Source organism: Serratia sp. 506_PEND (assembly GCF_001076875.1).
Classification (GTDB): domain Bacteria; phylum Pseudomonadota; class Gammaproteobacteria; order Enterobacterales; family Enterobacteriaceae; genus Serratia; species Serratia marcescens.
On sequence record NZ_JVEL01000504.1, the window covers coordinates 29,448 to 42,857 of the forward strand.

Annotated in this window: 11 protein-coding genes; 7 read left to right on the plus strand and 4 right to left on the minus strand. The window is 58.6% G+C overall.

Features of this window, described 5'->3' with window-relative positions:
* The first annotated feature begins 56 nt into the window (after window positions 1-56).
* The 6 genes from rlmKL (at window position 57) to rmf (ending at window position 8,114) form a co-directional block, all read left to right on the plus strand.
* Window positions 57-2,183 (plus strand): bifunctional 23S rRNA (guanine(2069)-N(7))-methyltransferase RlmK/23S rRNA (guanine(2445)-N(2))-methyltransferase RlmL, encoded by a 2,127-nt coding sequence (rlmKL, locus tag ADK28_RS20605; RefSeq protein WP_089185319.1) that lies wholly within the window; start codon window positions 57-59, stop codon window positions 2,181-2,183.
* Window positions 2,184-2,188: 5 nt separating this feature from the next.
* The gene (locus ADK28_RS20610; RefSeq protein WP_015377351.1) at window positions 2,189-4,093 is read left to right on the plus strand and encodes an ABC transporter ATP-binding protein; all 1,905 of its coding nucleotides are present in this window, start codon (window positions 2,189-2,191) and stop codon (window positions 4,091-4,093) included.
* 76 nt (window positions 4,094-4,169) lie between these two features.
* Complete coding sequence (pqiA, locus tag ADK28_RS20615) at window positions 4,170-5,483, plus strand: membrane integrity-associated transporter subunit PqiA (RefSeq protein ID WP_373978911.1); 1,314 nt, start codon at window positions 4,170-4,172, stop codon at window positions 5,481-5,483.
* The gene (gene pqiB / locus ADK28_RS20620) at window positions 5,470-7,116 is read left to right on the plus strand and encodes an intermembrane transport protein PqiB (RefSeq protein WP_016928295.1); all 1,647 of its coding nucleotides are present in this window, start codon (window positions 5,470-5,472) and stop codon (window positions 7,114-7,116) included. Before pqiA ends, pqiB begins: the two co-directional genes overlap by 14 nt.
* Window positions 7,113-7,673, plus strand: a complete 561-nt coding sequence (pqiC, locus tag ADK28_RS20625; RefSeq protein ID WP_016928294.1) for a membrane integrity-associated transporter subunit PqiC — start codon at window positions 7,113-7,115, stop codon at window positions 7,671-7,673. Before pqiB ends, pqiC begins: the two co-directional genes overlap by 4 nt.
* A 270-nt stretch (window positions 7,674-7,943) precedes the next feature.
* The gene (rmf, locus tag ADK28_RS30440) at window positions 7,944-8,114 is read left to right on the plus strand and encodes a ribosome modulation factor (RefSeq protein ID WP_004928150.1); all 171 of its coding nucleotides are present in this window, start codon (window positions 7,944-7,946) and stop codon (window positions 8,112-8,114) included.
* A 63-nt stretch (window positions 8,115-8,177) separates the two neighbouring features.
* Here the strand turns inward: rmf and fabF are convergent, their stop codons facing one another.
* The 4 genes from fabF to ADK28_RS20645 all read right to left on the minus strand — a co-directional run bounded on the left by fabF (window position 8,178) and on the right by ADK28_RS20645 (window position 12,631).
* On the minus strand, window positions 8,178-9,455 hold the full coding sequence (gene fabF, locus ADK28_RS20630; protein WP_048796535.1) for a beta-ketoacyl-ACP synthase II: 1,278 nt from the start codon (window positions 9,453-9,455) through the stop codon (window positions 8,178-8,180).
* Entirely contained in the window at window positions 9,452-9,979 is a 528-nt protein-coding gene (locus tag ADK28_RS20635) for a winged helix-turn-helix transcriptional regulator (protein ID WP_028127999.1), read from the minus strand. The genes fabF and ADK28_RS20635 overlap by 4 nt, the downstream gene beginning before the upstream one ends.
* Window positions 9,980-10,295: 316 nt before the next feature.
* Window positions 10,296-10,814 (minus strand): bifunctional 3-hydroxydecanoyl-ACP dehydratase/trans-2-decenoyl-ACP isomerase, encoded by a 519-nt coding sequence (fabA, locus tag ADK28_RS20640; protein ID WP_004928144.1) that lies wholly within the window; start codon window positions 10,812-10,814, stop codon window positions 10,296-10,298.
* A gap of 68 nt (window positions 10,815-10,882) precedes the next feature.
* A complete protein-coding gene (locus tag ADK28_RS20645) occupies window positions 10,883-12,631 on the minus strand; it encodes an AAA family ATPase (RefSeq protein ID WP_033640797.1) in 1,749 nt (582 codons plus the stop codon).
* Window positions 12,632-12,841: 210 nt separating this feature from the next.
* Between ADK28_RS20645 and matP the strand changes: the two genes are divergently transcribed.
* Window positions 12,842-13,300, plus strand: coding sequence for a macrodomain Ter protein MatP (matP, locus tag ADK28_RS20650; protein WP_033640796.1), 459 nt, complete (start codon window positions 12,842-12,844; stop codon window positions 13,298-13,300).
* The last annotated feature ends 110 nt before the right edge of the window (window positions 13,301-13,410 follow it).

Genomic DNA, 13,410 nt, shown 5'->3' on the forward strand with positions numbered 1-13,410 from the left:
AGCGGTGCGGATTAGCTATAATGCGCAACAATTTTCTTTTTGGTGATAAGTACGATATGAACTCTCTGTTTGCCAGCACGGCGCGTGGATTGGAAGAACTGTTAAAAAGCGAGCTGGAAGCGCTTGGCGCTCACGACTGCAAAGTGGTGCAGGGCGGGGTACATTTTCAGGGTGACGATCGTCTTCTGTACCAAAGCTTGCTGTGGAGCCGCCTGGCTTCGCGCATTCTGTTGCCGCTGAACGAATTCCGCGTGCACAGCGATCTGGATCTGTACCTCGGGGTGCAGGCGATCGACTGGCCGAGCATTTTTGGCGTGGATAAAACCTTTGCCGTGCATTTCAGCGGCGTGAACGAAGAGATCCGCAACAGCCAATATGGCGCGCTGAAGGTGAAAGACGCCATCGTCGACAGCTTCACCCGCAAACTCGACCAACGCCCGACGGTCGCCAAACAGCAGCCGGACATTCGCGTTAACGTCTTCCTGCAGCGCGATATGGCCAGCGTGGCGCTCGATCTGAGCGGCGAAGGTCTGCATCAGCGCGGCTACCGCGATCTCACCGGCCAGGCGCCGCTGAAGGAAAACCTGGCGGCCGCCATCGTGCTGCGTTCCGGCTGGCAGCCGGGCACGCCGATGCTTGATCCGATGTGCGGCTCCGGCACGCTGTTGATCGAAGCGGCGATGATCGCTGCCGATCGCGCGCCGGGCCTGCACCGTCAACACTGGGGCTTCAGCGCCTGGAATGGCCACAACGCCGAACTGTGGCGTGAAGTCACCACCGAAGCGCAGGTGCGTGCGCGCCGTGGCCTGCAGGAAACCGCCTCTCGCTTCTTCGGTTCCGATATCGATCGCCGGGTGATTGAAATGGCGCGCGGCAACGCCCGCCGCGCCGGCGTCGCCGAGCTGATCACCTTCAACGTCGGCGACGTCGCGCGCTTGACCAACCCGCTGCCGGAAGGCCCGCACGGCACGGTGATCAGCAACCCGCCGTACGGCGAACGCCTGGAAAGCGAACCGGCGCTGATCGCGCTGCACAACATGCTGGGCCGCGTGATGAAAAGCGCCTTCGGCGGTTGGCAACTGTCGCTGTTCAGCGCCTCGCCGGAGCTGTTGAGCTGCCTGCAGCTGCGCGCCGAGCGCCAGTTCAAGGCGAAGAACGGCCCGCTGGAGTGCGTGCAGAAAAATTATCAGCTGGCGGCAAGCCCGGCCGGTAGCGCCACCGGCGGCGTGCAGGTGGCGGAAGATTTCGCCAACCGTCTGCGCAAGAATTTGAAGAAGCTCGACAAGTGGGCGAAACAGCAGGGCATTGAATGCTACCGCCTGTACGATGCCGATCTGCCAGAATACAACGTTGCGGTGGATCGCTACGGCAGCAAGGTGGTGGTGCAGGAATATGCGCCGCCGAAAACCGTCGATGCGCAGAAAGCACGTCAGCGTCTGTTCGATGTGATCAACGCGACGCTGGCGGTGCTGGAGCTGCCGTCGAATCAACTGATCCTGAAAACCCGCGAGCGGCAGAAGGGCAAAAACCAGTACGAGAAGCTGGCGCAGAAGGGCGAGTTCCTGCTGGTGGAAGAGTATAACGCCAAACTGTGGGTCAACCTGACCGACTATCTTGATACCGGTCTGTTCCTCGATCACCGCATCGCGCGCCGTATGCTGGGCGAGATGAGCGGCGGCAAGGATTTCCTCAACCTGTTCGCTTACACCGGCACCGCCAGCGTGCACGCCGGGCTGGGCGGCGCGCGCAGCACCACCACGGTGGACATGTCGCGTACTTACCTGGAATGGGCGGAGAAGAACCTGCGCGCCAACGGCCTGACCGGCCGTCAGCATCGGCTGATCCAGGCCGATTGCCTGTCTTGGCTGAGCAACGCCAATGAACAGTTCGACGTGATCTTCATCGATCCGCCGACGTTCTCCAACTCCAAGCGGATGGAGAACACCTTTGACGTGCAGCGCGATCATCTGGCGCTGATGAAAGATTTGAAACGGTTGCTGCGCCGCAACGGAACCATCATGTTCTCGAACAACAAGCGCGGTTTCCAAATGGATATGGCAGGGCTGAGCGCGTTGGGTCTGGAGGCGAAAGAGATCACCGCCAAGACGCTGTCGCAGGATTTTGCCCGTAACCGTCAGATCCACAACTGCTGGCTGGTGACTCACGCCGGCGAAGGAAAATAATTACTATGTCGTTAATCAGCATGTCCGGCGCCTGGCTCTCTTTCAGCGATGCGCCACTGTTAGACAACACCGAAATTCATATTGAAGACAACGAGCGCGTGTGTCTGGTCGGGCGCAACGGCGCCGGCAAATCCACGCTGCTGAAGATCCTCGGCAAAGAGATCCCGCTGGACGATGGCCGGGTGATCTACGAACAGGATCTGATCGTGGCGCGTCTGCAACAGGATCCGCCGCGCAATATCGGCGGCAGCGTGTTCGACTTCGTGGCGGAAGGCGTTGCGGAGCAGGCGGAACACCTGAAGGCCTATCACGCGATCTCTCACCTGGTGGAAAGCGATCCAAGCGAGAAAAACCTGGCGCGCATGGCGCAAATCATGGAGATCCTCGATCACCAGGGGCTGTGGCAGCTCGACAGCCGCATCAGCGAAGTGCTGCTGCAGCTGGGGCTGAACGGCGACGCCGAGCTTTCCTCACTGTCCGGCGGCTGGCTGCGTAAAGCGGCGCTGGGCCGCGCGCTGGTGAGCTCGCCGCGCGTGCTGCTGCTCGACGAACCGACCAACCACCTGGATATCGAAACTATCGACTGGCTGGAAGGTTTCCTGAAAGAGTTCGACGGCAGCATCGTCTTCATCTCGCACGACCGTTCGTTTATCCGCAACATGGCGACGCGCATCGTCGATCTGGATCGCGGCAAGCTGGTTTCCTGGCCGGGCAACTACGATCTGTATCTGCAGAGCAAAGAAGAAGCGCTGCGGGTGGAAGAGCTGCAAAACGCCGAGTTCGACCGCAAGCTGGCGCAGGAAGAGGTCTGGATCCGTCAGGGCATCAAGGCGCGCCGCACCCGCAATGAGGGCCGCGTGCGCGCGCTGAAGGCGCTGCGCGTCGAGCGCTCGCAGCGCCGCGAAGTGATGGGCACCGCCAAGATGCAAGTGGAAGAGGCGACCCGCTCCGGCAAAATCGTATTCGAGCTGGAAGACGTCAATTATCAGGTTGGCGAAAAAGTGCTGGTGCGCGGTTTCTCCGCCCAGGTGCAGCGCGGCGACAAGATTGCGCTGGTGGGGCCGAACGGCTGCGGCAAAACCACGCTGCTGAAACTGATGCTCGGTCAGCTGAAAGCCGACAGCGGCCGCGTGCACTGCGGCACCAAGCTGGAAGTGGCCTATTTCGACCAGCACCGCGCCGATCTCGATCCGGAACGCACGGTGATGGACAATCTGGCGGAAGGCAAGCAGGAAGTGATGGTCAACGGCCGTCCTCGCCACGTATTGGGCTATCTGCAGGACTTCCTGTTCCATCCGAAACGCGCGATGACGCCGGTGAAGGCGCTGTCGGGCGGTGAGCGTAACCGCCTGCTGTTGGCTAAGCTGTTTCTTAAACCGAGCAATCTGCTGATCCTCGATGAACCAACCAACGATCTCGACGTCGAAACGCTGGAGTTGCTGGAAGAGCTGATCGACGGCTACCAGGGCACCGTACTGCTGGTCAGCCACGATCGTCAGTTCGTCGACAACTCGGTGACCGAGTGCTGGATCTTCGAAGGCAACGGCGTGATCAATGCCTTCGTCGGCGGTTACTACGATGCGCATCACCAGCGCGCGACGGCGAAACCGATTCGTCAGGCGGCGCCGAGCGCGAGCAAACCGGCGGCGGAGAAAAAGGCCGAACAGCCGAAGAAAACGGCGGCCAAGCTGAGTTACAACCTGCTGCGTGAGCTGGAACAGTTGCCGCAGCGGCTCGAACAGCTGGAAGCGGAAATCGAAGCGCTGCAGGCGCAGATGAGTGACGCGGATTTCTTCACGCGGCCGCACAGCGAAACGCAAGAAGTGCTGACGGCGCTGGCTGATGCCGAGCAAGCGCTGGAACAGGCTTTCGCCCGTTGGGAAGAGCTGGAAGCGATGAAAAACGGCTGACCGTTGCGATGCCGCCCGCGCGCTGCTGCGGGCGGCATCGACGTGCCGGTGAGCAACGTTATTTAGGAGGAATATGGTGTGTTCCCACAACAATCATCAGCAGCATAGTCATTCCGCACCCTCGGCGGCGCAACAGGATAACCTGATGCTGTGTCCGCAGTGCGACATGCTGGTGGCGCTGCCGCCGCTGGCCTATGGCAGCAAAGCGGTATGCCCGCGCTGCAAAACCACGCTCAGCGCCCGCTGGGACGAGCCGCGCAAGCGGCCGATCGGTTACGCGCTCAGCGCCTTGTTCATGCTGGTGCTGGCCAACATTTTCCCGTTTATCAACATGCGCGTCGCCGGCCTCGGCAACGAAATCCGGCTGATCCAAATCCCGGAAGTCATGGTGGCGGAAGACTACGCCAGCATGGCCACCTTGTTTATGGTGTTCGTGCAGCTGATCCCGGCGTTTTGCATGGTGGCGATCATCCTGCTGTGCGCCAGAGTGCATTTGCCGCTGGGCCTCAAAGAATGGATGGCCCGGGTGCTGTTCCAGTTCAAGACCTGGTGCATGGTGGAGATTTTCCTCGCCGGGGTGCTGGTCAGCTTCGTCAAGCTGATGGCCTACGGCGATATCGGCATCGGCAGCAGCTTCGTGCCTTACTGCCTGTTCTGCCTGCTGCAGGTGCGCGCCTTCCAGTGCGTGGATCGGCGCTGGTTGTGGCAGGATATCGAACCGGCGCCGCGACTTAATCGCCCGCTGACGGTGGGGCGCACCGGCATGCGCCAGGGCGTGCGCTCTTGCGCGTGCTGCACGGCGATCTTGCCGGCCGATCAGGTGCGCTGTCCGCGCTGCCACACCAAGGGCTACGTGCGGCGTCGTCACAGCCTGCAGTGGACGCTGGCGCTGCTGGTGACCTCTGTCATGCTGTATATTCCGGCCAACCTGATGCCGATCATGGTGACCGAGGCGTTGGGCAACAAGATGAACTCCACCATCATGGCGGGGGTGATCCTGCTGTGGGGGGACGGCTCTTATCCGGTGGCGATGGTGATTTTCATCGCCAGTATCATGGTGCCGTCGCTGAAAATGTTGGCGATCGGCTGGCTGTGCTGGGATGCAAACGGCAGGAAGAAACCGCGCGCCGACAGCGAGCGTATGCATCTGATTTATGAAGTGGTCGAATTCGTTGGCCGTTGGTCAATGATCGACGTGTTTGTGATCGCCGTGTTGTCGGCGCTGGTGCGAATGGGGCAGTTGATGAGCATTTATCCCGCGACGGGCGCCGTGCTGTTCGCGCTGGTGGTGATCCTCACCATGTTCGCCGCCATGACATTTGATCCCCGGCTGACCTGGGATCGCGCAAGTGAAACAATCAACAAGGAGCCGCAAGGTGACGGAAAATAATCATAGCGTCGCGGACGTCGAGAAGATCAAACGCTGGTCGCCGGTGTGGATCATTCCCATCGTGACCGCGCTGATCGGCGCCTGGATCCTGTTTTACCACTTCAGCCATCAGGGGCCGGTGGTGACGCTGGTGACCTCGACGGCGGAAGGGCTGGAAGCGGGTAAAACCAAAATCAAAAGCCGCAGCGTTGACGTCGGCGTGGTGGAAACCGTCACGTTGAGCGATGACCTGAGCAAGGTGATGGTGCAGGCTCGCCTCAATTCCGGCATGGAAAAATTGCTGCGCCAGGATTCCGCTTTCTGGGTGGTGAAGCCGCAGATCGGCCGTGAAGGCGTCTCCGGGCTGGGCACGTTGCTCTCCGGCGCCTATATCGAACTGCAGCCGGGCAACAAAGGCAAAGACGGCAAAGACAACTATCAGCTGCTCGATGCGCCGCCGCTGGCCTCCCCGGATGCCAAAGGGTTGCGCATCGTGCTGGACAGCGAGAAGTCAGGCCAGCTCAACGCCGGCGATCCGGTGCTGTTCCGCGGTTATCGCGTCGGGTCGGTGGAAACCAGCTACTTCGATCCTAAAGAACGCGCTATGCGCTATCAGCTGTTCATCACCGCGCCTTACGATCAGTTGGTCACCACCAACGTGCGTTTCTGGAAAGACAGCGGCGTGGCGTTTGACATGTCGGCGCAGGGCATGCGGGTGGAGATGGGCTCGTTGACCACGCTGTTCAGCGGCGGGGTCAGTTTTGACGTGCCGGACGGCTGGGATCGTGGCGAACAGGCGAAAGAGAAGGCGGAGTACCAGCTGTTCGACAACCAGCGCAGCACGCAGGATTCACTGTATACCGTGCATAAGGATTACCTGCTGTTCTTCTCCGACTCGGTACGCGGCCTGCAGCCGGGCGCGCCGGTCGAGTTCCGCGGCATCCGTCTGGGTACGGTGGCGCAGGTGCCGTTCTATAAAGACGGCATGGCGCAGCGTCTGGATAACGATTACCGCATTCCGGTGCTGATCCGCATCGAGCCGGATCGCTTCCAGAAACAGCTGGGCGGCAACTTCGATATTGAAGGGCACCTGAAAGATGCGGAGTCTCGCGGCATGCGCGCCTCGATGAAGTCCGCCAACCTGCTGACCGGTTCGCTGTACATCGATCTTGACTTCTATCCGCAGGAAAAACCGTGGAAAGGGCCGCGCGAGCTGTTCGGTTATCCGCTGATGCCGACCACCAGCGGCGGTCTGGCGCAGATCCAGCAGAAACTGATGCAGACGTTGGATAAGATTAATTCGATGCCGATCAATCCGATGATCAACGAAGCGACCAAGACGCTGGCAGAAAGTCAGAAAACCATGAAGTCGACGCAGCAGACCATGAAGTCGCTGAACGACATCATCGCCAGCAAAGAGATGCAGGCGCTGCCGCAGGACATGCAGAAAACGCTGCTGGAGCTGAACCGCAGCATGAAAGGGCTCCAGCCTGGTTCACCGGCTTACAACAAGATGGTGGGCGACATGCAGCGCCTCGATCAGGTATTGCGTGAGCTGCAACCGGTGCTGCGCACCCTGAATGAGAAGAGCAACGCGCTGGTGTTTGAAGCCGCCGGCAGCACTGACCCTCAGCCGAAGAAGGCCACGAAATGATGAAATGGATCCCGGTAGCCCTGGCGCTGTTACTCAGCGCCTGCAGCAGTTCGCCACAGAAGACTTACTATCAGTTGCCGGCGCTGGGTGCGCCTGCTGCAGCCAGCAGCAGCGGCGCTTCCACGCGCCAGCTGTGGCTGGAACACGTGAGCGTGGCGGATTATCTGGCGCAGAACGGCGTGGTGTATCAGACCAACGACGTACAGTATGTGATAGCCCAGAACAACCTGTGGGCCAGCCCGCTCGACCAGCAGCTGCAGCAAACGCTGGTCACCAACCTGAGCAGCGCGCTGCCGGGCTGGGTGGTCTCTTCGCAGCCGATGAGCAGCGATCAGGATGTACTGAACGTGACCATCAGCGGCTTCCACGGCCGTTTTGACGGCAAGGCGATCATTCGCGGCGAGTGGGTGCTGAATCGCCAGGGGCGCTTGATCAAACGGCCTTTCAGCCTGGAATTGAAACAGGGTGAAGACGGCTATGATGCCCTGGTGCGCACCCTGGCGCAGGGATGGCAGCAGGAAGCTCAGGCTATCGCAGCACAGATGGGCGGCATTTAGTCATAATTTGGTCTAAAATCGTCTAATCCCTGTCGGTGTGAAAATCCGTTTTTTCTCGCTGGCAGGGATTTATATTTTATTTCAAACAGTTAAACCCTTTCCCGGCAGATCAGCCACTTAGCATTTTCCTCGGGCGTAGCTCACAAATATGACATTGGCGTGAATTTTGCGCATTGATCTTCTCTTCTTTTAGCGCTATTGATTACTCGTGGCTGCGCAAAAAGCAGCCATTGTTTTCTTTCCACCAGACCAAAATGAGGGAAACGAGGCATGAAGAGACAGAAACGCGATCGTCTGGAAAGGGCGCATTCGAGAGGGTATCAGGCAGGTATTTTAGGGCGTTCCAGGGAACATTGTCCCTACCAATCATCGGTGGACGCCCGGTCTCAATGGCTGGGAGGTTGGCGAGAAGCCATGGAAGACAGGGCTGTGACCGCTTAAGCGGCTCCCTGTCAAATAAAAGGAATAACCTCCGCCCTTGGCGGAGGTTTTTGTTTGTGCCGTTTATTCGTCCTGCCAGCGTTTCAGTAGAATACTCGCATTCACGCCGCCAAAGCCGAAGCCGTTCGATAAGGCGTAGGTTATGCTCATCGATTCAGCCCGTTTCGCGACCAGGTGCAAACCTGCCGCCGCCGGATCGGGATTGTCCAGATTCAGCGTCGCCGGGGCGATCTGGTCGCGCAGAGCCAAGGCGGTAAAGATGGTTTCCAGCCCGCCGGCGGCGCCGAGCAGGTGCCCGGTGGCGGATTTTGTCGAGGTTACCGCGACGCTCCCTGTCGTGCCAAACAGGTGTTTGATGGCATTGATTTCACCCAGATCGCCCACGGGCGTTGAGGTCGCGTGCGCGTTTAAATGCTGAACCTCTTCTGGGGTGACGTTCGCCTGCTTCAACGCGGTTTTCATCGCCCGATAAGCACCGTTGCCGTCTTCGGCACCGGAGGTCATGTGGTAGGCGTCGGCGCTGGTGCCATAACCGACGATTTCTGCGAGCGGTGTGGCGCCGCGCGCCCGCGCGTGTTCCAGCGTTTCAATCACCAGCATGCCGGCGCCTTCCCCCATGACAAATCCGTCTCGCGCGCTGTCAAAAGGCCGAGAAGCCTGCCTTGCCAACTCGGCCGGTGCGGTAGACATAGCGCGCGCGGCGGCGAATCCGCCCAGGCTGACGGTGTCGATAGCGGCTTCGGTACCGCCGCACAGCGCGATATCGGCCTCATCATTGCGGATCAGACGCACGGCGTCGCCAATGGCTTGCACGCCGGCCGCACAGGCGGTGACCGGTGCGCCAATCGGGCCTTTGAAGTGATGCTTGATGGAAACATGGCCGGCCGCCAGATTGACCAGGAAAGAGGGGATGGTGAAGGGCGACAGGCGCTTGGCGCCGCGGTTGTCGGTGGTGCGTACCGCCTGGGCAATCGCCGGAAAGCCGCCAATGCCCGAGGCGATGACGGTGGCGGTGCGCTCTTGTTTTTCCTCCGTATCGGCTATCCAGCCGGCCTGACGAACGGCTTCATCCGCCGCCGCCATGGCAAACAGGATAAAGCGATCCATTTTCTTTTGGTCTTTGGGGGCGACGGAAGCGTCGGGGTTGAAGCCCGCTTCAGCATCCTGCGCCAGCGCCGGAACCTGACCTCCGACCTTGATCGGTAAATCTGCAACGATCTCGTCAGGTAAAGCCCGAATGCCGGACTCTCCTTTTAACAAACGTTGCCAGATGGTCTCCACGCCGCACCCTAACGGTGAAACGGCACCCATGCCGGTAATAACGATACGACGATTGCTCATGACGACTCCTTGGTAAGTTCGGATAAATCGGCGAGGCGCCGTTGCCGCATCAGTGCGGCGCGTTGATGTATGCCTTCATTTGCCGCAGGCCCTGGCGCCAGCGTAATAAACTGCGGCGGCACCGGTTGTTGGCTATCGATATTGACCAACTGGACCTGGATCGGCCGATCGGTGCGGCTGTCGACTAACAAGGCGCTAATGTCACCGTCGATCAAATGGCGATTGCCCCATTCTGAGAGAGCTGCCAGCACGGGGAGAAAATCGTTGCCGCGTTCGGTGAGCAGATACTGATAGCGGACCGGCCGCGTTTGATAACGTTGCTTATGCAGAATGCCGTGGGCCACCAAATCCTTCAGGCGTCGGGCCAGGAGAGTCGGTGACATCCCCAGGCTTTGTTGGAATTCGTCGAATTTGGACAACCCCTGAAAGGCATCACGCAGGATCAGGATGCTCCACCATTCTCCGACACGATCTAATGAACGTGCGACGGGGCAAGGTGCATCGCTAAAGCGGGTTTTTTGCATATCGGCCCTTTGTCGGTACATTTATTGTAGTTACGTGGATGGTTATACTAGGTGATTTTAAGGGGCAAGAAAATAACCGGACGCAAAAACCGCTATCGTGTCGATAGCTGGCTGTGGGGAGGGGGCGCTCAACCGGCCTGTGGCTTTGTCCGTTTCGGTAGAGACATGCGGGATAAACCGGTTCGGTAGCGGGCGATTAAAGGAGGTGGGTAGTCTTTAAACGGTAAGAGAAAGAAATGCCATCACGCTGGGCGTGATGGCATGCATGCGAAGAGCATTAGCAAAGAAGACGATGGCCGCCCTCTTGTCTGCGTGATTAGAACGCTGTGGTATCCTTGAACAGACCCACTTTCAGATCGGTGGCGGTATAGATCACTTCACCGTCAACCAGCACTTCGCCATCGGCGACGCCCATGATCAGCTTACGGGTGATGACGCGTTTGAAGTTAATACGGTAGGTCACTTTTTTCGCGGTTGGCAGCACCTGGCCGGTAAACTTGACTTCACCAACGCCCAGCGCGCGGCCTTTGCCTTCGCCACCCAGCCAACCGAGGTAGAAACCGACCAACTGCCACATCGCATCCAGGCCCAGACAGCCTGGCATGACCGGATCGCCGATAAAGTGGCAACCGAAGAACCATAGGTCCGGATTAATATCCAGCTCCGCTTCCACATAACCTTTGTTGTGAGTCCCGCCGTCTTCGGTCATCTTGACCACGCGGTCCATCATCAACATGTTACCTGCCGGCAACGGTGGGCCACCGGCGCCGAACAGCTCGCCACGGCCGGATGCTTCGAGGTCTTCTTTCGTATAGGAATCGCGTTTATCTACCATGTTCTCAGTAAGCCTTATTTTAATGAAGGACGCAGGTTAGCTAACACGTGTACGCTGAACAAGTCCGATCAGCCGTGGTTGAACCAGTTGAGCCAGCGCAGCGGCCACGGACGACGGCGTTCCTGCAGGCTCACCTGCGCAATCCGTTCCTGAATGGCCGCCAACAAATTCGGCTGTTGTTCGTCAGAGTAGAGGCAACCTGTGAGCAAAGGCAAGGCTTCCGCCGCGCTCTCTACCGCCCACAGATGGAATTGCCCTTCGCGTACCGCGTCGACGATGTCCTGGCGCAGGCACAGGTGGCGCACGTTGGTCGCGGGCAATACGACGCCCTGTTTGCCCGTCAGACCGCGGCGTACACAAACCTCGAAGAAACCTTCGATCTTTTCGTTAACGCCACCTATCGGCTGTACGTTGCCGAATTGGTCGACAGAGCCGGTGACGGCGATCTGCTGGGTGATCGGTTGCTGTGACAGGGCGCTGATCAATGCGCACAGCTCAGCCAGCGAGGCGCTGTCACCGTCCACTTCACCATAAGATTGCTCAAAGACGATGGAAGCGGAGAAGGGCAGTTGCTGATCAAGATCCAGTTCGGCGATCAGGAACGCCTGCATGATCATCATGCCTTTAGCATGCAGGTTGCCGCCCAGTTCGGCTTTGCGCTCGACGTCGGTGAACTCGCCGTCTCCGAGATGCACAACGCAACTGATGCGCGACGGTTCGCCAAAGCTGCGTGGATGACCGGGATAATCCAGGACTGACAGACCGTTGATCTGTCCGACCACTTCACCCTCGGTCTCAATCAGGATCTGACCCAACTCAATCTCATCCTGCATACGCTCGGCCAGATAGCTTTCACGCCATTCTCGGGCATTTAACGCCGCCTCGAACGCTTTGGCCGTAATGCGATCTTCTTCGGCATACAGTGCGGCTTCGGATAGCTGCTGGCCAATCCAAACCGGCGAGAGTGGCAGTATGCCCTGATCGCCACTGTAACGCACAGCCTGGACGATCAGCGGCGGCCAGGCGTCGGTCGCCAGCATCGGCAACTGCTGGTCGGCAATCACGCCGTTGACGTAACCGCACCACTGCGCCATATCATCAACTTCAGTCAGCTGCAGATCGTCTTCGAATTCACCGTAGATCGCTTGTTCGCTCAGTTCCGGCTCGATATCGTGAAAATCGGCCAGGCCGTGACGGTCGCCGACTACAATCAGCCGCAGATCCAGCGGCATCGGTGGAATGGCTACCGGCAGCGGGCGGGTTTCGTCTGGCGATACCCAGTGGAACTGACGCTGGCCGATCATCTGTTTCAGCCGCAGCCACAGCAACGGCTGAGCAAGCAGCGCCCGCGCCGACAGAATCAGAATGCCGCCGTTGGCCTGGTGCACCAGACCCGGTTGCAGGGTAATGTCGCCATTGTGGATCCGTACGCAGCCAAACAGCTGTTCCGGCTCAATCCACTCCTGGAACAGACAAGCGCCGCCGGCGGCAAAAGGTTCATCGCCACGGCTGGCAGGCTCGACGCTGACCTTGCCATCCTGAATGACATAGTGGCTGCCGCGGCATGCCGTATTTTTCGGCAGCAGTGGTTTGACGGCGTGAGCGATCAGTTCCAGATACTCACGCGTTTCTTGCGCTTTCAACAGCATGAAACGCGGTGGCGATTGGGGGTGGCAAAATAGCGTCAGGGCATTTTCCAGCCGAGGCTGAATGGCGGAAAAGGGCACGGGTGCCAACTGAGCGGCGGTATCAAATATCGCCTGATAAGGCGTTACGTCCGGCAATAAAGATTGCCATTCAAGTCGGTTATTGGTCAAAGTGTTAGATGCAATCGTTAAAAAGGGAAAGGGCGATTATACAAGAATAACGGCGGCTTGATACATGCGGAGTGCCAGTTGGCATCAGGGAGTTTGACATCGCGCGGTGACTGTGCAAAAAACAGTCTAAAAGACGGTTTAATTGCCGGGGAAATTCGGCGCAAAGCTGTTATGCTTATTTGAAGTTACGCGGTCACTGAAGAGCTCAAGATGAAATATCAGCAACTGGAAAATCTGGAGAGCGGTTGGAAATGGAAGTACCTGGTGAAGAAGCACCGGGAAGGGGAACTCATTACCCGCTACATTGAAAACAGCGCTGCTCAGGAGGCGGTTAACGAGCTGCTGAAGCTGGAAAATGAGCCGGTCAAGGTACTTGCATGGATTGCCGCTCATATGAATCCGGAACTGGATAACCGGATGAAACAAACGATCCGCGCCCGCCGCAAACGTCATTTTAACGCAGAACATCAGCATACGCGTAAAAAATCTATCGATCTGGAGTTTTTGGTTTGGCAACGATTGGCTGCCCTGGCGCGCCGCCGTGGCGTTACGCTGTCGGAAACCGTCGTGCAGCTTATCGAAGACGCTGAACGCAAAGAAAAGTATGCGAACCAGATGTCGTCGTTGAAAGAAGACTTGAAGGCGATTCTGGGCAAAGATTCCAAGTAAGCGCGTGAGAACGCCTCTATGGCGCCAGGCATTGAATGTTCTGGCAACAAGAGGACGAAAAAAAACCCCGCATTGGCGGGGTTTTTTATTAGGCGAGTAAACTTAGCCCT